The 20,154-nt window shown below is 54.5% G+C and carries 14 protein-coding genes and 1 pseudogene; 10 read left to right on the top strand and 5 right to left on the bottom strand.

What is annotated here, in order from left to right:
* Positions 1-591: 591 nt before the first annotated feature.
* Together EYC79_RS02015 and EYC79_RS23375 are read right to left on the bottom strand one after the other, a co-directional pair.
* A pseudogene (locus EYC79_RS02015) lies at positions 592-943 on the bottom strand (IS66 family transposase); the annotation flags it as partial.
* Positions 880-1,251, bottom strand: a complete 372-nt coding sequence (locus EYC79_RS23375; RefSeq protein WP_162694030.1) for a hypothetical protein — start codon at positions 1,249-1,251, stop codon at positions 880-882. The gene EYC79_RS23375 and the pseudogene EYC79_RS02015, both read right to left, overlap by 64 nt.
* A 1,415-nt stretch (positions 1,252-2,666) precedes the next feature.
* Between EYC79_RS23375 and EYC79_RS02025 the strand changes: the two genes are divergently transcribed.
* Entirely contained in the window at positions 2,667-4,607 is a 1,941-nt protein-coding gene (locus tag EYC79_RS02025) for a methyl-accepting chemotaxis protein (RefSeq protein ID WP_111850970.1), read from the top strand.
* 1,400 nt (positions 4,608-6,007) lie between these two features.
* Here the strand turns inward: EYC79_RS02025 and EYC79_RS02030 are convergent.
* A complete protein-coding gene (locus EYC79_RS02030) occupies positions 6,008-6,793 on the bottom strand; it encodes a cyclase family protein (RefSeq protein ID WP_111850969.1) in 786 nt (261 codons plus the stop codon).
* 112 nt (positions 6,794-6,905) lie between these two features.
* Entirely contained in the window at positions 6,906-7,580 is a 675-nt protein-coding gene (locus EYC79_RS02035) for a helix-turn-helix domain-containing protein (protein WP_111850968.1), read from the bottom strand.
* 179 nt (positions 7,581-7,759) lie between these two features.
* Here EYC79_RS02035 and EYC79_RS02040 point away from each other — a divergent pair, with 179 nt between their 5' ends.
* The 5 genes from EYC79_RS02040 (at position 7,760) to EYC79_RS02060 (ending at position 13,404) form a co-directional block, all read left to right on the top strand.
* The gene (locus tag EYC79_RS02040) at positions 7,760-8,548 is read left to right on the top strand and encodes an SDR family oxidoreductase (RefSeq protein ID WP_111850967.1); all 789 of its coding nucleotides are present in this window, start codon (positions 7,760-7,762) and stop codon (positions 8,546-8,548) included.
* A 12-nt stretch (positions 8,549-8,560) separates the two neighbouring features.
* Complete coding sequence (locus tag EYC79_RS02045; RefSeq protein WP_111850966.1) at positions 8,561-10,114, top strand: sugar ABC transporter ATP-binding protein; 1,554 nt, start codon at positions 8,561-8,563, stop codon at positions 10,112-10,114.
* Between the two features lie 15 nt (positions 10,115-10,129).
* Complete coding sequence (locus EYC79_RS02050; protein WP_130977025.1) at positions 10,130-11,167, top strand: ABC transporter permease subunit; 1,038 nt, start codon at positions 10,130-10,132, stop codon at positions 11,165-11,167.
* 75 nt (positions 11,168-11,242) lie between these two features.
* The gene (locus EYC79_RS02055) at positions 11,243-12,181 is read left to right on the top strand and encodes an ABC transporter substrate-binding protein (protein ID WP_111850964.1); all 939 of its coding nucleotides are present in this window, start codon (positions 11,243-11,245) and stop codon (positions 12,179-12,181) included.
* Between the two features lie 173 nt (positions 12,182-12,354).
* Positions 12,355-13,404 (top strand): aromatic alcohol reductase, encoded by a 1,050-nt coding sequence (locus EYC79_RS02060; RefSeq protein ID WP_245495168.1) that lies wholly within the window; start codon positions 12,355-12,357, stop codon positions 13,402-13,404.
* A gap of 575 nt (positions 13,405-13,979) precedes the next feature.
* Here EYC79_RS02060 and EYC79_RS02070 read toward each other — a convergent pair.
* Positions 13,980-15,128 carry a MarR family transcriptional regulator gene (locus EYC79_RS02070; protein ID WP_111850962.1) on the bottom strand — a complete coding sequence of 383 codons (1,149 nt, stop codon included), beginning with the start codon at positions 15,126-15,128 and terminating at the stop codon, positions 13,980-13,982.
* Between the two features lie 298 nt (positions 15,129-15,426).
* Between EYC79_RS02070 and EYC79_RS02075 the strand changes: the two genes are divergently transcribed.
* Genes EYC79_RS02075 through urtD form a run of 4 tightly spaced genes read left to right on the top strand, consistent with a single transcriptional unit; the run spans position 15,427 to position 20,152 of the window.
* The gene (locus EYC79_RS02075) at positions 15,427-16,659 is read left to right on the top strand and encodes an urea ABC transporter substrate-binding protein (protein WP_111850961.1); all 1,233 of its coding nucleotides are present in this window, start codon (positions 15,427-15,429) and stop codon (positions 16,657-16,659) included.
* Between the two features lie 22 nt (positions 16,660-16,681).
* Complete coding sequence (gene urtB / locus EYC79_RS02080; RefSeq protein WP_162734148.1) at positions 16,682-18,316, top strand: urea ABC transporter permease subunit UrtB; 1,635 nt, start codon at positions 16,682-16,684, stop codon at positions 18,314-18,316.
* 1 nt (position 18,317) lies between these two features.
* Positions 18,318-19,412: an urea ABC transporter permease subunit UrtC gene (gene urtC, locus EYC79_RS02085; RefSeq protein WP_205654295.1), complete on the top strand. Its 1,095-nt coding sequence runs from the start codon at positions 18,318-18,320 to the stop codon at positions 19,410-19,412.
* Positions 19,409-20,152: an urea ABC transporter ATP-binding protein UrtD gene (urtD, locus tag EYC79_RS02090; RefSeq protein WP_111850959.1), complete on the top strand. Its 744-nt coding sequence runs from the start codon at positions 19,409-19,411 to the stop codon at positions 20,150-20,152. The genes urtC and urtD overlap by 4 nt, the downstream gene beginning before the upstream one ends.
* The last annotated feature ends 2 nt before the right edge of the window (positions 20,153-20,154 follow it).

Here is a 20,154-nt window from a genome sequence, read left to right on the forward strand (position 1 = left end):
GGTTTCGAGGCTTCAGAACCCAACGACACGGGATCACCAGTATAATTCTTTTGTTACATCTCAGTGACGAACATAAATCATTCGGGGGCGGAAGACCGTCACCGAACTACAGCGATTTTCCAGCGGCACATTGGACTGGCGGCGGAAAGGCATCTGGTCAAGTTCATGGACATCCTTGGTGTCCGCGGTCACTTCTTGCCTTAATTGAAGGGACGGCATGATTTCCTCATGCTCCCGACCTCGGGCGGAACAGCTGGAGAGAGGAGACAAGGACTACCGGAGCCACCCGATGGGCCGCACCGGATTTTTGATGAAAATCGCGCCGGTGCTGCAAGCTGTGGCCTGAAGCATCAAGACCGGTTTAATGCTCGTGGGAGAGAGGGGTCAGAGCAGGATGCTGGAGGTGACCCCGCGAGCGACGCGGCGGATTGTTTGGAGCTCCGCCTCAGGGAGATGACGGGGAGGGGGATTGGGGCGGTGGGACTGCTTCAGCCGCAAAGAAGAAAGCTATACTTCTATTCTATCGCAATCGCCAAGCTTAGGCCGTTCAGGCCTTGAGCTCGACGGCATAAGGGTGGGCGAGCGTCGCTTCAGCCATGCCTGGGGATCGGCGGAATTCATCTTTGCAGTCTGCAACAGCGTCGCGATTGTTTCCCATGTTCTGCCGCGGTCACTGCCAGCGAAGAGACTGTTTTTCTTGTGATCGCCTGCGGTCTGATCGCTCGCTCGACTATGTTGGAGTCATCTCGACACGGCCGTCCGTCAGGAAGCGTTCGAATATATCACGACGCTTTATCGAGTACCGAAGAGCTTCGGCGAGTTTGGATTTGCCTGATACGCGCGGCAAAGTCGCCTGCCACAGAGTGAAGAGGTCTCGTATTATCGCCGCCGAGCGTTGTTGTCGGGCAGCGACACGCGCCTCAGGGCTTTGACCACGGACGGTATCCGCCATCGTTTTCTTGGCCATTCCTTCACCGAGCAGGTGGCAATCGCAAGAACATCTATAACGAAGAGAAACTTCAACACGCAATGGGTAGAGGTCACGCCGATTGCGATGGAAACATCGGTTATGTTGGAGCGTTCAGCGAGCGCCCGACGTACCCGCGTGGAAATCCACACCGCATCCTCCGGTGTTGGCAAAACCAGCTTGCCATGCCGTGCCATCGTCCGCCAAGTCGGAAGGCTGTTCGCTCGCAATCCATAGCACTGCGCAAAGTCATTGACCGTCGTGCCAAGCTCAAGCTTTCGCAAACGATCTTCGCCTTGACCTCATCAGGCCAATATTAGTCTACCTCACGTTAAGGCTTCCACTCCAACGTACTCTCTGTCGAGAAATTTCCGTTCTCCATCCGTGGAAAGCCAATCACAGGTCAGGCCGGTGGGAACAATGCGGGATGGGAACACCGGTTACCCTGCATCGCGGTGTTTTGCGTATGTCTAAAAAGGAGATGCGGTCAAAAGCCTACAATAATGCTTAGCGCGGACGCTCTGAATGCCACACCGATACTAGTTTCATCAGCGTAGTTTCTGCACGGCCTTCGTCCCACTCGTATGCCAACCTCAGTCCTCTTATAGACAATGAAGCATTCCGAAAGTTAGGAGTCGAGGCTCGAAAAATGCAGGTTCGCGGCTCATGTTCCATCAAGGTGTTAGGCTTTTGTTGGTTCCGGAATTTTTGGATTTCAGCCGGCATGCATTCAGAGGGTCGACCGTTCGATTCCTTTCAAGGCGTAGGAGGCCGAAAAGCCGCCCCTGTCGCACGAGAGTTTTACGGGAGGACATTATTCACCGACGAAGTCGGTCGATATCGAGACCGTGCGCCATTCGGAAAGGATGGCAGCGTCCTGTGCATGCTTTTTTTAGATCGCTGCGACCGTGTCACTGCCGAACGGCATGTGTGTTCTGATTGGTCATGGCGAAGGCTCCCAAAGCTACGGGGTCAGGCGGCAAAGGCGGTCAGGCTGAGAGCTTCACAGACAAGTTTCATGGTGGTGTCTCCAACGGTTCCCGATATCCGAGAGAGCAAGCCCCGCAGTGGGCGAAGCCCGCTCCCGTTGGTCTGCCGGGCTAGTCATGGGTCCGGACGGCTGAAAAACGGAAGGTTTGGCGCGCAATCGGTGAAAGCCGTTTTTCTGACGGCCAGACAGGCGAAGCCTGCTTGCCCATTGGCGAGACCGGAGGCCATCGTAGAGCGGGGAAACAGACAGGACGAAGGGCGGCAAACTACGCGTCTGCACCATGCGGCAGCGAGCGCCTGGTGGCGATCACCGTGGGAGCGTAGCGTCCGTACAAGCGATCGTTACCGGGAACGGCGGAAACGGCTTAAGGCTTCCGTGGCAAAGGCATAGAGCGCGGTTGCTGAAAGCGATGACCTCAGTAAAACCGGGCAAGCAATTATTTATTATTATAATAAATTATCCACTCGTGAACCAATGTCAAAACCCATCCTCTTTTGAGGCGTGCCCAGCTTGCGGCGGTGGCATTGAAACAGAAATATCTTTGGGGCCGCATGATGCGGCCATGCCTGTCCAGCAGCACGAAGTTCTCTGCGGCTAATCTCCAAGCTTGTGTTTACTGCTGCCGGACTGCGCAATCGTGCGATGATTATTAGTGGTTCCGAGCGCCTGGCACGGGAGAGCGCGGTTCTTATTCACTCTAGGTTGACAATGTCTTTTCTCCGACACGTACGCATTCGCGGCAAGATACTTGCAGTAATTCTTCCACTCACCGCTTTCGGACTTGGTGCTCCGAGCGTAATGGCGTATTTCTACAAGTCTGCCGACACTGACTATTCCAACTTTATTGCTAACGACAATGGCGGGGCACTCGATCTTTCGAGCGCCAACGGCAGCCTCAACACTCTCTCCGCAGCTGCTTACCAAATGATGGCATACGATGCTGCGACTGCTGGATTCGCTACGGCAAAAGAGCGTTACCTCAACAGTGTCAAAGTAGTGCTGAGTAGGTTCGAGACCGCGAAAGCTGAGCTTCCCGGTTCGTCCGCGGAAATCGATCAGTTCACCGCTCGCGCAAAGGCTGCGATTGCCGCAGCCAACATTGCCGTCGAACTCGGAGCAGCAAACAACGATGCGGATGCGACCGTTCAACTGGCCAAGGTCGATGCACTCATTACGCCCCTATCCAAGGACATCGGCAATTTCGTTTCTGACAAAACGCAAGAGATTGTCGATAAGAGTAACGAGCTAACCGATCAGACCAACTCTACTATTCTTGTCTCTTTGTCCACGATCGCGGCAGTCTTCCTACTCGGGATAATTGGTGCTCTGGTGATCATCTCCCAAGGCATCACTACTCCGATCGCGAAATTACGAGAACGTATGTCATCGCTGGCCGTGGGAGAAACCACCTCTGTTATATACGGAATGGACCGCCGCGACGAGGTTGGACAGATGGCGGCCGCTGTACGGGTCTTCAGGGATAACGCGGTTGAGCGCCTTCGCCTAGAGCAGGAAACCGAAGCCAATCGATCGATGAGCGAACGCGAACGGGTCGAGCAAGAGAGGCAGAAGGCCAAAGAGGCAGCTGACGTCCAGTTCGCCGTCGATAATCTCGCGTCGGGCCTATCTGCGCTGAGCGAAGGGGATGTGTCCTTCCGGATCAACGAGCCATTCGCTGCGTCTCTCGACACCGTTCGTTCTAATTTCAATGCGTCGGCAGAAAAGCTGCGGGATGCGCTGACTGATGTGGCCCAAAACGCCCGAGGCATTGACGCTGGTGCAAATGAAATCCGTTCTGCGGCAGACGATCTCGCTAAACGTACTGAGCAACAGGCCGCAGCCGTTGAGCAGACGGCTGCTGCACTGGAGGAAATCACCGCTACCGTCAAAAACAGCACGATTCGGGCTCAAGAGGCCAGCGATCTGGTCAGCCGTGCAAAACAGGGTGCTGAACAGTCGGGAGATGTCGTTCGCCGCGCTGTTATCGCCATGGAGCAGATTGCCAAGTCGGCCCATGAAGTTTCCAATATCATCGGTGTCATCGATGAGATTGCTTTCCAGACAAACCTCCTGGCGCTCAATGCAGGTGTGGAGGCAGCACGTGCCGGCGAGGCTGGCAAGGGTTTTGCCGTGGTCGCACAGGAAGTGCGTGAACTTGCACAGCGATCGGCCAATGCGGCGAAAGAGATCAAGGCGTTGATTACTACGTCAAACGTGCAGGTGAATCAGGGCGTGCAGCTTGTGAGTGAGACCGGCAAGGCACTTACGACAATCGTGTCGGAAGTACAGGAGATCAACCGGCATGTGATGTCGATCGTAGAATCGGCGCAGGAGCAGTCGTCCGGACTTCACCAGATCAATACGGCCGTCAATCAGATGGACCAGGACACGCAGAAGAACGCAGCGATGGTAGAAGAGACCACAGCTGCGACGCACAGTCTTGCCCGTGAGGTGAACTCACTCAACGAACTTTTAACCCAGTTCAAGCTTGGAGAAACACACCACCATGGCCATGCTGCGGTTCGACCTGCAATTCGCAGCGACGGACCCGTTGCTTCCCCTGCACGCATGCTGGGACGCAAGATCGCATCCGCCTTTTCCCGCAACGCAGCTCTCGATACCAGCAAGGACGGATGGAGCGAGTTTTGACGGTTTGATTTTTGTATCTGCGACCGGGGCAGTTTCCTCGGGTCGCAGATACAGTGTCACCAACTGTCTGATGCCCGGTGAGGTAAAAGGACGACATCATGAGTGCAACAACTCCTGTCAACCCTGTTAAACTTGGAGATGATGCCCTGGAAAACGCTCGCGCAGCAGGGCATGACCCGAATGAAGAGATGATCACACTCTTTTGGCGTATCGCGCGGGGAGAAGCGTCCTCTCAAGAGATCCATTCCTAGGCAGGTGATGCGCGACGTTACATGGAGGCGAAGTCATTGGATCAATTCATGGGCTTGACCTCAAGGGACCCCAGCCTTGCCAAGGTTGTAGGGGAGGTCCAATCTTTACTAGTTGAACTGCGTGAAAAAGTGGCGACGCTACTCCGTAAAGTCTCGCAAGCGGACGGTATTTCAGACTGCGAGGATCCGTAAAATGAGGATTAGAGTGCAGCAGGCAGGCCTGCAACGGGATGTATGTAGAGGAGATTGAGGATACACAGCTTTGTCCCTCGCGCCGTCCTGCCGCGCCGTTTCTCCGGTTACCGAGGCCGACGTTCACCGGGTGCGACAAAGTAACGTCATGAGTTTCGTTATAAATACACGGTGCCGATGGTTTGATAAGCGGCAGAGCAAGAGGTAGTCTCTACGCCGCAATCGATCATGCCGGCAGCTACAACGAGATCGGACGCACCTATTCCGAGCTCATGGATAACTGGCTGGCCTCACAACCCCGCTATACAGTTACAGACGATCCCTCGCTCTAGATCTACGACGTTCCACACATCCAGAAGAGCGCACAATAGTTATTGAAGCTGAGTATTCTAGCGCCGCTTACGCGAGGCGTTATGAGAGATCGGTAGCAAGCTCACGCAACGTCATCAGTAAAAAGGCCTCGGCACGACGATGCTGTTCAGGACCCCTCTGCAGCCCAGTTGATCGCATTGTCGTCGGTGATGTAACTCACCACTTCTTGGCACGAGCTTTCGCGTTAGCCGACCGACTTTTCATCGTCGCCTGATCCAGGCATCATGATGTGTGTAATAGCAACGAGTTTCGTGGGCACCCTCGGGTTAGATTATCTGCTTCTTCTCGAGCTCTACCGGAGCTTCATCACTTGACGGTAAGCCTTGCGGCCGAGCCGCTCTCGCTTCAGAAAATTGAAGAAGATCTTGGCACGGCATTATTATGGCAGTTAGAGTCGGCTCAAATTCGCGGGCCTCATCCTCTGAACGGGCCTTTACAAGGGCTGGATCGGACGAACGCCCTGGCCGGACCCCTCGTTGCGCACAAGCGCTTGCAGCAAGGAAGAACTGTCCCAAAGTGATTGCAGAAGGCGAGATGTTTGGCGCCGCGGTGAGGCGGCGCGTCAAGCAATGTTGCAGCTATTTGTTACTGGCTAATGAGGCCGATGGCACGGCCCATGCCACCTGTTGCGCCTTCAAATTTATGCGGAAGAAAAATAAAGATTGCACCACGCGTTGGCAACTTACCAAGGTTCGTTAGGTTCTCCGTTGCAATCATCCCGTAGCCTAACGCAGCCCAGTGTGGGGTGTAGTCATCCTGCATCAGCCCGATGCCGCGACCGTCAATCCCGATATGTTTTACGCCACGTTCGTGAAGAAGTTCAATTCCGTCGGCGCTTGGTGCAGGATGTGATCGATCGTATTTGAAGCCTTCAGGATAAGGCTTGAAATATTTATCGGACCAGTCCGTACGAAAAAGCACGATGTCTCCCGGGGAGAACGCGCCATTTTCCTTTTCCCATGCTTCGAGGAACGCCCTGTCGATGGCGGGGCTCTGGGCAAGATGGGTCGTTTCGCCCTTTGGCACTGTGTCGATCAGCGGACGAACATCCACAACCACGGCTGGGCCGATCATTTCGTTGAGATCGAGCTGCTCGATCGTGACACTGCCGAATTCGTTCGCATGGGGCAGACCCGTATCGGGCGCAGGGATCATGTGGCATGGCGCGTCGCAATGGGTGCCCGTGTGATCATCATGGACCTGAACGTATTCAAGAAATTGTCCGCGCGGCCACGTGTAGTGGTTCATCATATACTGGCCGAAACGCTGACCTTCCGGCGGCGAGGACGGTTGATTCTCTCCTGTGAGAACCGAGAGATCAACAAGCGTCGCGCCTTTGATCAGAGATAGGAGCAGGTTAGCGTTTGACATTGACGGTACCGAAGTTCGAGTTGAGATGCCCGGATTGGACAGATCAACCGGCTTGTTGTCAATGGTTTCTCATAAGAAAAATAAAATTTCTTAAAAGAGACGATCTAATCCATCACTCGTCTTTTTTCTTTGACCTCTTCCCGAGTCTGGAGCTTAAAACCTCTCTGAGTGTCTGTGCCAGGTTGGGGGTCGCGCTGGAGCACATAACAAGTAATTTTGCCGGCTTGTCTCCTGCTGCGAGATAGGCGTGTCCCATCGTGCTGTCGAAGTAGGCCGAGTCGCCCTGTTTCAGGAGTGTCGGCTCGTACAGCTCTGTTTGCAGTTCAATACTGCCTTCGAGCACATAAATATACTCCTCGCCGACGTGGTTCCAGAGACCGCCGACCTCATTTATCGAGTGCGCTCTCACCTCGATCATCATTGGGATAATGCGTTTATGAGCGATATCTGTGCATAGATATGTATAGGTGAAATAATCATCGCTCATCACCAGCCCGGAGTTGCCGTGAGAGACACTTCTGCGGCCTGTCAGCCGACGTAGATCTCCTCCCTTCGCGTTGGATCCGGAAACGAGATCACCAATCTCGATACCTAACCCAGCACAAAGCTGCAGGATTGATTGATATGAGGGCGAGATGAGATCGTTCTCGATCTTAGACAGCGTGGATTTGGGGATTCCTGTCCTCGTAGCCACATCGGCGAGGGTCCAGCCATGATAACCCCGACGTTCGCGCAATGCCTCGCCGATGGAAGGCGTCCTGATGTTAGAGGCTTTTTCTGACGTCATTTTCTGATCCGAAACCTTTATTAATTTCGCTTGTCAATCCTAAGGACATTTCTGGGAGCAGTTCAGGCACTTTCGATTCACAAAGCGAAATGTGACTTTCACGATGTTTCTTAATTGACATTGAGTTTCTTAAATGAAACTATCGATCTCAATTAGGCAACAGTGAGGAAACACCCAGGATGAGCCATTTGTCAAACAAGATTGTCTGGGTCACGGGTGCGGGGAGTGGCATTGGCGAAGCGTCTGCCATTGCGCTTGCCGAGGCGGGAGCCGTTGTGGTTCTGACCGGACGTCGGATGCACGCGCTCGAAGCGGTTGCGGAGCGGATTGCCGTTGCGGGAGGTCGGTCGGTCATCATGCAAGGTGATCTCACCGATGCCAGCCAGGTGCAAGCTATCGCCGACTCGATCGTTCAGCAGTTTGGCAAGCTCGATATCCTAGTCAACAATGCCGGAATTAATATCCGCGACCGCAGTTCCGCGGACCTCAAGCCTGCGGGGGTCGATATACTGCTCGCGACCAACCTTGCCGCAGCATTCTACTGCGTTACCAGCGTGCTTCCGATCTTTAGAGCCGAGGGTGGTGGGTTGATGATCCACACCGCGTCTTGGCTTGGACGCCACAGCCATAAATTGGCCGGTGCGGGATACAGTGCGACGAAGCATGCGGTGGTGGCCATGAGCCATGCCATCAACATGGAAGAGTTTTCAAACAACATACGCTCATGCGTGCTCTGTCCGGGGGAAGTGGCGACACCTGTTCTTGAAAATCGACCGGTCCCTGTTCCACAAAGCGAACGGGACCGAATGCTTCAACCTCAAGATCTTGCAGACATGGTCTTGATGGTCGCCTCACTGCCAAGTCGGATTTGTGTCAACGAAATCGTCTTAAGTCCGACCTGGAACCGCATGTTTCTTTCTCAGGAGCAGTCTGGCCTTGTCGCGCCCCGACAAGATGCGGTCGCGTGAGGGATAGCTGAGATGACGGCTGGCGCCTCGCAAAGTGTTCATCGGACGGTATCAAATCCATTGCTGCAGATGCGCAACATCACCAAGCGATTTGGTGCGTTTCATGCGCTGAACGGCGTCAATCTTGATGTGTATGAAGGAGAAATTCACGCTCTGATGGGTGAGAACGGTGCCGGCAAATCGACTTTGATGAAAGTCCTCTCAGGCGCGCACAAAGCTTCGTCTGGGGAGGTCCGGGTCGATAGCAAGCCGGTGACGATCTTGGGACCTGCCCATGCAAGCGCACTCGGGATATCCATCATCTATCAGGAGCTGGCGTTGTCGCCAAACCTGACCGTTGCCGAAAACATGCTTCTTGGACGTGAACGGTCAGTCATGGGCGTCTTAAACCGCGGTGCTATGCAACGGGCCTGCGAAAGCGTTCTTCGCGATCTCGCCGTTGATTTTGACACTGGAGACAAAGTCGCCAGCCTGTCGCTCGCGCAACGACAGCAGGTAGAAATCGCAAAAGCGCTCCTGTCGAACTGTCGGATTCTCGTCATGGATGAGCCTACAACATCCTTGTCATCGACGGAATGCGATCGACTTTTTCATCTCATTCGTCGGCTACGCGATCAGGGTCTTGCGATAATCTATATCAGTCACCGCATGAGTGAAATCTACGAGTTAAGCGATCGCGTGACGGTTCTTCGAGACGGCAGCGATGTGGGCTCCATCGAACGGTGCGAACTCTCAGAGGAGCGTCTTGTCCAGATGATGGTGGGCCGCGATCTTTCAAGCTTCTATCAGAAGGTCAGGAATGTCTCGTACACGCCGGGTCTCAGGACTTTGGAAGTCAAGGGAATGTCGGATGGACGTAAGGTACGTGGTGTTTCTCTTGATCTTCATGCGGGCGAAATTCTGGGTCTTGCCGGTATCGTAGGTGCTGGCAGAACTGAGCTGGCGCGCCTTATCTACGGAGCAGACAGGAAAACGGATGGCGAAGTCATTCTAGAGGGTCGGTCGCTGAGTATCCGCGGTCCCCTGGACGCGATTGCAGCGGGTATCGTCTATCTGACGGAAGACAGAAAGGCGCAAGGCCTGTTCCTTGACATGAGCGTGTCAAAGAACATCAACATCGGCGTGCTCGATGAAGATAGCCACGGATGGGGGATCCTCAGCGCCGACAAAGCTGCTGAAAGGACACGGGCAGCTATCCTGGATATGAAAATTGCAGTGGCCAGCCCTGAGGTTAACGTCGGCTCGCTATCGGGCGGTAACCAGCAAAAGGTTCTGCTGGCACGACTGTTGCAGACCGATCCCAAGGTTCTCATCCTAGACGAGCCGACCCGAGGCGTCGATATCGGTGCCAAATCGGAAATCTACAGAATTATCGAGGCGCTGGCCGCGCGCGGAACAAGCGTGTTGGTCATTTCCAGCGAGTTACCTGAGCTCGTTGGTATGTGTGATCGAATCGTCGTTATGCGCGAAGGCATAATTGCAGGAGAAGTCGGCGGAAGCACCGGGATTGCCATCGATTCCGAGGCGATCATCGCGATTGCGACAGGCTCGAACAAAAGACAATAATAGGGAACGACTACAATGACAGCTCTAGAGACAGGCCAGGGTAGCCCCGTGATGCGGCGGCGACCAAGCATAAGATCATCTTTTCACGCGTTGGGAATGCTTCCGATCCTTGTGCTGATCGGCGTACTGTTTCAGATTTTAAGCGGCTACGCCGATAGCGGCAGCCTTTCGGAAGCTTGGTCATCGGGTCGCTTTCTGTCTGCCCAGAATCTCTCCATCGTAGCGCAACAGGCGTCGATCAACACAGTTCTCGCAGCGGGAATGACGTTCGTCATCTTGACGGGAGGGATCGATTTATCCGTTGGCTCCGTTCTCGCAGCCTCAGCGATGGTGGCCGTTTTGACATCGCTGTTACCGGACGGATACGGATATTTGGGCGTGCCGGCAGGCATCGTGCTTGGTATGCTGTTGGGGTTTGCAAACGGTGCCCTTGTGGCCTTTGCGAAATTGCCCCCTTTCATCGTGACCCTTGGCACGCTGACCGCTGTGCGCGGCCTGGCGAGACTTCTCGGGGCAGACAGGACCGTCTTCAACCCGGACCTGCCATTTGCATTCATTAATGGCAATGCCGTTATGGGAATTTCCTGGCTCAGCGTCATCGCTTTCGTCGTCATCCTCATCTCTTGGTTCATCTTACGGTTCACGGCGCTTGGGGTCCGCATCTACGCTGTCGGCGGCAATGAGGTTGCAGCACGTCTGTCAGGAATAAAGGTCTCGGTCGTGCTGCTTTTTGTCTACGTCACCTCCGGCATGCTTGCCGGGCTGGGTGGTGTGATGTCGTCGACGCGGTTGCTGGCGGCCAATGGCTTGCAGCTCGGGCAGGGTTACGAACTCGATGCTATCGCCGCCGTCATACTGGGCGGCACGAGTTTCGTCGGCGGTGTTGGCACGATCTGGGGAACGTTGATCGGCGCTCTGATCATCTCCATGCTCTCCAACGGCCTTATTCTTACTGGCGTCTCCGACGTCTGGCAGTTCATCATCAAGGGCCTCGTCATTATTGGCGCCGTCGCTCTCGATCGCTATCGCCTGAAGGGTTCCGCACGGACTTGATCAGGTCGGTGCCAGCAAAACGCTTCGGCCGTTTCCTGGCCTCTCAACAGCCGACAAGTAATAAGGGAACATACGATGAAACGCATTCTTCTGACCGCAGTCTCGCTTCTCGCGATCGGCACCTCATTCGCGTCCGCCGCCGAACTAAAATCGATCGGCATTTCGCTCGCGTCGCTCGGCAACCCATTTTTCGTTGCTCTGGCGAATGGTGCAGAAGCAGAAGCAAAGAAAATCAACCCTAACGTCAAGGTCACAACCGTCGGCTTTGAGCAGGATTTGAACAAGCAGGTGGACCAGATCGACAGCTTTATCGCCGCGGGGGTTCAGATGATCTTGCTTAACCCGGGCGACCCGAATGCACTGGCTCCCGCGATCAAGAAGGCGAAGGACGCCGGGATCGTAGTCGTTTCTGTCGACACAGCGGCGAAGGGGGCCGACCTGACCGTTACCACGGATAACGTTAAGGCGGGTGAGGTGGCCTGCAAGTTCATCGTCGAAAAGCTTAACGGCAAGGGCGACGTTATCATCCAGAACGGCCCGCAGAATTCGGCCATTATTGATCGAGTGAAAGGTTGCAAGGAGGTGTTCTCGGCCACTCCTGGCATCAAGGTTTTGTCCGACGATCAGGACGGCAAGAGTTCCCGTGACGGTGGCCTCGCTGTTATGCAGTCTCAGTTGACCCGCTTCCCGAAGATCGATGCCGTTTTCGCGGTCGCCGATCCTCAGGCCATCGGCAGCGCCCTGGCGATCAAGCAGCTCAATCGCAAAGACATCATCATCGCGTCTGTCGATGGAGCGCCCGATCTGGAGGCGGAGCTGAAGGATTCTTCAAACCCAGCGATACAAGCGACCGCAAGCCAGGACCCATACATCATGGCTAGCACCGCGGTAGAACTCGGTTACAAGGCGCTCAACGGGGAAAAGCCGGAAAAGCCGGTCATTCTGCTTGAGCCTAAGCTCGTAACGCGTGACAATGTTTCGCAGTACAAGGGCTGGGAAGCCAAGCGGGATTAAACCGCTGTTGCTGGCCTCGTTCGGTGCGAGGCCAGCAACAGATACTTGATGATCTCAACAACGAGACCCATCCTCCGGACTCTGGTGAGTCTGGTCATCTCATCGACAGTTCAATGCCGTGAACGCTATGTCCCGCTAGAGAAGTTGATTACTTTTGCGGATCAGCGTCCTTGATGGCCGGACCGCAGTTCTGCTGCAGTATCATCCGTGTACCTTCTTTCTTTCATACTCCATCCTTGCCAAGTAGTGGCGACACTGAATTCCTGAAGGAAAAAAAGATGAATCAGACAGCTTCGAACGTGAAATCACGGAATATCCTGGTGCTGGGTGCTGGAGAACTCGGCATGCCGGTCCTGCGCAATCTTGCGCGTCGCGCAAAGGACATCGACGACGCGAAGATCAGCGTTCTGTTGCGGGCGAGCGCCGTAGAGTCTGCTTCACCCGCCAAGCAGCGCGATATTGCTGAAATCCGGGACTTGGGGATCGAGATCGTCTTTGGTGATCTGGTTAAAAGTTCAATTGACGAATTGGCTTCTCTGTTTTCGCGGTATGACACCGTCATTGGCTGTACAGGCTATGCAGCTGGCATCGACACGCCGATGAAACTGGCAAAGGCTGCTCTGCAGTCAGGGATCCCGCGCTACTTTCCGTGGCAGTTCGGTGTTGATTTCGAAGCAATCGGTCGAGGTGGTCCGCAGGATATCTTCGATGCGCAGCTTGATGTGCGTGAGCTGCTGCGCTCGCAAAACAAGACCGAATGGGTGATCATCTCCACGGGCATGTTCATGAGCTATTTGTTCGAGCCAGAATTTGGTGTCGTCGATCTGGAAAACAGCACGGTCAGGGCCCTTGGCAACTACGACAACGCTGTCACAGTGACGACGCCCGACGATATCGGCGTGCTCACTGCTGAAATCGTGTTCTATGAGCCGACTATTGCCAACGAAATCGTATTCCTGGCGGGGGACACGGTCACCTATGGTCAGCTCGCTGACAAGCTGCAAGCGGGTTTGAAAAAGCCCATCAGCCGGTCCGAATGGACGGTGCCAGTCCTTATGGAAGAACTGGCAAACGATCCGCAGAACATGATGCGCAAGTATCGAGCTGCCTTCGGTATCGGGCGAGGCATGGCATGGGACAAGGCCGGCACGTTCAACGTACGAGAAAACATCAAGGTCACGGATGTTTCCGATTGGATCAACGCGAACTTGACGTCTAACTGAGGAGCTCAAGGTGCGGCGGGGAGTGCGATAGTTTGCTCTCCTCCGTCACGCTACGTCGCAATCGCCAACTTCAGCAGCGGCTGGTCTTTCATACGAATGAGAAGACCCATTCGCAATTCTCTCAGTTCGTATCCTACTCGAGGCGGCATCTCTATCAAACCATATCGCGTGAGAAGGCCATCTGTTTCGAGTTGACGTAGGTGCGGGTAGCATCCGTTCCTGCCATCACGCGTGCCGCGTGGCGCTCCTTCAGGGTCTGACGCCTACTATTGTGAGAACGAGAGCTTTTACATCGCCATCTATCACGCCAGCAGCAATCCCTCTCTTGAAGAGCAGGCCCGCGCCCTTCACCGCCGTCTAAACCGTAGCGTCGGCTACAACTCAGGACTCTCAACCGCATCGACTACTCCTTCGCCGAGCACGATGGAATAGTAAGGGCTATCCTGAATGGACGTGGCAAGGAACCGGGGCAGGCGCTGTGGAATCATGCGATGATCCAGGCTAATAGCTTCCATGATTTCTTTGCGGGCTGCAGAGGGCCAAATTACGAGCAGCCATATAATTGTCAATTCTACTCAAAGGAGCGATGAAGAAAACACGAGGGCTTCAAGCCCTGCCGACTCAGCTGCTCCCAGATCACTAAGCTTTGATACATCCACAGTCACCAAGCCATTATCTGCGCCATCATTCTCTGGTAGCGCGGAGACAAGCCCTTCCACAAACGGGGTGGCAGCGGCTAAGGGGCCGGCTACGATGATATGCGCCGGCGAGAGAATGGCGAGCAAACCCGCAAGAGCTGAGCCCAAAGCTGCGCCCGCGTCTCGGAAAACGCGAATGGCTCGTCGGTCACGGGCATTTGCCTGTCTGATTGCATGGGGAACGCCAAGACGCAGACCGTCCTGGCCGCTGCCGTCCATTTGATCCAAGTGCCCGAGCCGCTTTAGAACAGCGCCAGCAGAAGCAACCGTATCCAATGGTTGCCAGCAGTTACTAACGGGATCGTAGATCGTTTTTAACTTATCGAGCCGTCCTTCGAACGTGCTGCGTGATGAATTCTCGGTAACGACAATCAAGCTGACATCTATAGAAAACCCAGCATGGACCATGATGCTCGGCGATTTTGGGATGATCGCCTCTTGCCGGGTTTCCGCAATATGCAGCGCGTCCGCGATCGCTGCTCTGCTAACGGGAGCGAAAAAACGAGTCTCGATCTCGCTCGCCAGTACACTAAGCCACGCTTCAGTATCTAGTTCTCCCGGGATGTTCAGATCGGGGGACGAAACGAGCTCAATGCCACATAATTTCCGATAACCAAGATTGGGTTGGCTTGCTAGACGATCTGTAATCTCTGAGCACTTCTTGAGGAGATTTATGGCGAGGTTATCCAATTCCCCTGAGACGATGTCCTCCACGATGCGTTGACCCAAAAGATTAATGATCGAGATTTTTTGTTCGTATTTTGAAAGCACGATGCACAGAAGAAAAATGTTGGTGCCGTTCAAATACAGCCCGACATTGGGCCGACCGCGGACTGCCTTCGGCGATGTCGCACGTTCGAGAAGAAAGCCGTCGGCGATCAACTCACGCGTGATGCGCGAGAGGTTGGAATCGGTGCTTTCGAGCTGGCGTGCAAGTTCGCGCCGGGACACCCCAGGCTTATGGCGAACTGCGGCGAGGACAGCAGCCTTTTTCAACAGTTTAAGGCGAGAGGCAGGGACCAGCATGTTGCGACTTTTAAGAGTACATTCGGGCTACGTTTGCTTGATCCATGCCGAAAATTCAATACGGACCAACAAATAAGCAAGATCTCTATCTGCTTCGTATGTGTGCACTCGCTGCCCGTTTAGTGGGCAGGGGGATTTTCGGCGTGAGCCGATGGTCCTTCCAACCCGACATCGATAATAAATTATTCAATAATTTCATAAGTATGAGATTTATTTGCGATGCGCAAATAAATTGGCATGGGCTTTGCAACCATGGAGATGTTGGGCGAGTGGGTCGCCGCTAAATCGGAGCAATAGGATGGATCGTCGAAGTTTCCTTATAAATACTGCCGCTGCAGGCGTCGCTCTTGCCACGCCCGCCCTCATAGCCAGCCGCGCTCGAGCAGCCGAAACGCTAAAGCTCGGATGCTTGTTCTCATCATCTGGAACGATGGCAAACATCGAAGGTCGCTTGAATGCCGTCGTCAAAATGGCGGCGGATGAATTGAACGCGAAGGGCGGCGTTCTGGGCAAGCAGGTGCAGGTACTGGCGACCGACCCTGCTTCCGACTGGCCGCTTTATGCACAGCTGGGCCGCCAGCTTTTGCTGCAGGATCAATGCTCTGCGCTGTTCGGTTGCTGGACTTCTGTTTCCCGCAAATCGGTGCTCCCAGTCGTGGAGCAGAATAACGGTTTGCTGTTCTATCCATTGCATTTCGAGGGTGAAGAAAATTCCAAGAACGTTGTTTACCTGAACTCGCCTCCCGCGAGTTCGGTTTTGCCGGCACTCGAATATCTCATGGGTCCCGAGGGCGGCGAGGCAAAGCGGTTCTTCATGCTCGGTTCGGACTACGTGTGGCCGCGGACGATCAACAAGATTTGCAAGGGCTATTGGGCATCAAAGGGCTTCGACGAAAGCTCGTGGAAAGAAACCTATGTTCCTGTCGGGTTTTCGAATTTTCAGACGATCGTCAATGACATCCGCCAATTTATTAACCAGCCTGGCGGCCAGCCCATCATCATTCTGACGGTTGTCGGTTCTTCCATTCCTGACTTTTTAAAGGAAATCATCAATCAGGGGATCAAGGCGACGGACATTCCCGTTCTCGGCCTGGATATGCTTGAGGCGGATCTCGAGGGGCTTGATACGACGACACTCGTCGGGCACCTCAATTGCTGGGCCTATCTGCAAAACGCCGAAGCGCCTGCCAACACAGCTTTCAAGGCGAACTGGGGGAACTACGTTAAAAGCGGAAGTCTTCCATATTCACCGACGACGGTTATCGATCCAATGGTTTCCGCCTATGACGGCGTCCACCTGTGGGCCAAGGCCGTGGAAAAGGCTGGCCAGGCCGATCCTGATGCCGTTCGTGCCGCATTTGATGGGCTGAGCTTCAATTGCCCTTCGGGTTACGACATCAAGATGACCGCCGAAAACAACTACGTTTCGCGGGGCGTGTTCATCGGTTCGGTAAAAGAAACCCAAGGGTTCGATATCCTTTGGCAGTCAAAAGACACCCCGAAGCCCGTGCCATTCAGTCCGTATATGTGATCTCGTCATGGGAAATCTTAAAATGTCATTTTGGACGACCGGTCCCGCCACTTTGTGGCGGGGCTTGCTCTCGATGCTGTTTTTGGTCATTGCCCTAGGGGCGGCCAAAGCAGACGAAACAACGAAACAGAATATAGTCGCACGGCTATGCTCATCAGCGGCAGCAGAACAACTAAATGGTGTTTCCGATCTCCTTCTCGCCGTCGAGGCCAACAATGTCGAACCCGCCTGGGGTCTGACAATTCTGGACGCGATCAGCCGACGAGCCCTGATTTGCGAAGGGCCCGAAGCGGTGGTGATCACGTCGAAGGAGATGCTTTCGGCTATTTCACTGGCGCCAGCATCGCACGCGCCTGAAATGAAAACGGGCGCCTTGGTCAATCTCAGAATGCGGGGGAAAGTGGACGCAAGTTTAGCGCTGCTTCGCTTGCTCGTCGATACCGGCGGCCCTGGCGCGATGAGAGATGCCGAGGAACTGGGCAAGCGGGTCCAGATGGTTCCGATCGCGCTCATCGAGCGCGCTGCAAATCTTGCGACCAATAGTGCGCTGGCGGAAAAGCTGAGAGATCTTGTCGCTTCAGGAGCGCTGCAAGACGGCGATCCGGCAAAAAAGCTGACGGCCATAGCGACTTTAGCGGCCTCTCCGTCAAGTCACAACTTGAGCTTGCTTTTAGAGGCGCAGAAAAATCTGACGACTGAAAACGCCGAAATCCAAAAAGCCCTTGCTTCAGCAATCTCGCAGATAAGGTTGTGGCTCGAGATTGGCCAGATTTCCCAATTGGCTTTCAGCGGATTGAGCTATGCCAGCATCCTCTTCATGGCTGCGATGGGTCTAGCTGTCATTTTCGGGTTGATGGGGGTCATCAATCTCGCGCAAGGCGAACTGATCATGATCGGGGCCTATGTCACCTTTCTGGTGCAGGAGGCCTTGAAGCTGCTGGCGCCGGGATTGGTGGGCTATTATCTGTTGATAGCAATACCATTTGCTTTCCTGGTTACCGGCGGCGTCGGCGTCGCGATGGAAGTAACTGTCATCCGCCATTTATATAAGCGTCCGTTGACGACGTTGCTGGCCACCTGGGCGATTAGCCTGCTGCTCATCAATCTGGTGCGGGTGCTGTTTGGAACGCAGAATCTGGAATTTGTCACCCCCGTCTTTTTGAGCGGCGGCGTTCACATATTCGCTGACTTTTTCGTGACCTGGAACCGCCTTTTCGCAATAGCATTCGCGTTCATCGTACTGTGCGCTGCTCTCGTCGTCCTGCGTTTTACCCGGCTCGGTATGTTTATTCGCGCGGTTACAGAAAATCGCACCATGGCGAGTTGTATCGGCGTTTCGGTGCGGTTCGTGGATATGGTCGCGTTTGGCTTGGGTGCCGGGCTGGCCGGTCTCGCCGGTCTCGCGCTGTCTCCAATCTACACCGTTAACCCCGGCATGGGCACAGGGTTTATCGTGGATGCCTTCATGATCGTGGTCCTTGGCGGCGTCGGCAGTCTCGTCGGCACCGCGGTTGCGGCCCTGAGCATAGGGATGATCAACGTAATCATAGAACCCGTTTACGGAGCGGTCGCAGCAAAGGTCATCGCTCTTTTGATCATCGTTGTTTTTATTCAGTTTCGTCCAGAAGGCATGATTGCCCAGAAGGGGAGGCGTTAATATGCGAGACATCCTGTTCTCCTATCGCCAAAAAGTTGCAGCCGAACGCCGAACCAATGATGTCATTGCAATGCTTCTGGTTTGTCTCGGCCTACTTATATTGGCGTGCGGCGTCACGGGCGCCGGGCCGTCAAGCTACGTCCTCAATCTCGTCGGCCAGATAGCGACGTTCGGCATACTTGCCATATCGCTCGATATCATCTGGGGATACGCGGGGATTCTCAGTCTTGGTCATGGACTGTTCTTTGCCATCGGCGGCTATGTCGTTGCCATGCACATGGTGAAAGTCGGTTATCTCTCAACGGGCGCACAGCCGGACTTCATGGTATTCATGGGATGGAGCGACCTGCCATTCTATTACGCGGGCTTCGAATTTGCGCCATACGCGCTGCTTGTCGCCATTTGCGTCAGTGCGCTCGTGGCCTTTGTGATTGGCTACAGTGCCTTTCGGGCGCGGGTGGTCGGGGTCTATTTCTCCATCATCACCCAGGCTTTCGTTTACATCGCCATGCTGCTGATGTTTCGCAACGATACCGGTTTCGGTGGAAACAACGGCATGACCGGATTTAGCACTCTGCTTTCATGGCCTCTTGCTGAACGCCGTACCGTCGCATTTCTTGCTGCAATATCTGTGCTTTGCACGGCCTTGCTGCTATTCGCAATGGCAAGATTAGTGACGTCCCGTTTCGGTCAAATGCTTGTTGCCATCCGGGACGACGAGGCTCGCCTGCGATTTCTTGGTCGCGAAACGCTATGGGTCAAACTCGGCATCTGGACGCTGTCGGCAATCTTAGCAACGCTTGCCGGAGTTCTTTATGTGCCTCAGGTCGGGATCGTTAACCCGAGGGTTCTGGCGCCCGATCTTTCGCTGGAAATCGCCGTATGGGTGGCGATCGGCGGGCGCGGTTCGCTTTCTGGCGCGCTGTTGGGAGCGATCGTCATCAGCACTCTGAAGTTCATTCTGACGGCTGTTGCACCCGATCTCTGGCCGTTCATTCTCTCCGCACTCGTGCTTTTTGTTGTGGTGATGCTTTCGAATGGCCTGAGCGATCTGCCGGGGATGTTCGCAACGAAAGTAAGAAAGATGGCGCGATGACCGAGGCACTTCAGGTTGATGGCGTTACCGTGACCTTCGGGACATTCCGGGCAATCAACAATCTAACATTTCATGTCGATTACGGAACCGTTTGCGCGATCATTGGCCCAAACGGCGCAGGAAAAACGACACTGCTGGATGCCATAACCGGGAAAAGCTCGGTTTCAAATGGTTGCATCACGCTGGATCGGCGGATTGAGCTGACGAAACTTCAAGAACCCGAGATCGTTCTTGCCGGCGTTGGCCGGAAGTTCCAGAAACCGAGCATTTTCGAAGCGTTGACCTTGATGCAGAACCTCATGCTGGCGTTGAACGTCTCAAAGCGCAGAACGATTATGGAGCTGTTTTCTCTGCCAACCGCGCAGCAAGTAGCATTGATCGAACAGACGTTTGAAACGATCGGGATGGCGGACCAGCACGATCAAATCGCCGGCACGCTCAGCCATGGCCAGAAACAATGGTTGGAGATCGGCATGCTGCTGATGCAGGAGCCGCGGGTTCTTCTTCTGGACGAACCCGTGGCGGGGATGAGCGACAGTGAAACGGAGCGAACGGCGGACTTGATCGCAAAGCTGAAAAGCCCCGATCGCGCCATTGTCGTCATCGAGCACGATATGGAGTTCGTCGAAAAAGTTGCGGACAGGGTAATCGTTCTGGATGGAGGTCAGCTTCTGGTCGAGGGACGAATGGATGCGGTCAAATCGGATCCACGTGTCGTTGAAGTCTATTTGGGGCGATGATC

This window comes from Agrobacterium cavarae (assembly GCF_004310285.1).
In the GTDB taxonomy this organism is placed as follows: Bacteria; Pseudomonadota; Alphaproteobacteria; order Rhizobiales; family Rhizobiaceae; genus Agrobacterium; species Agrobacterium cavarae.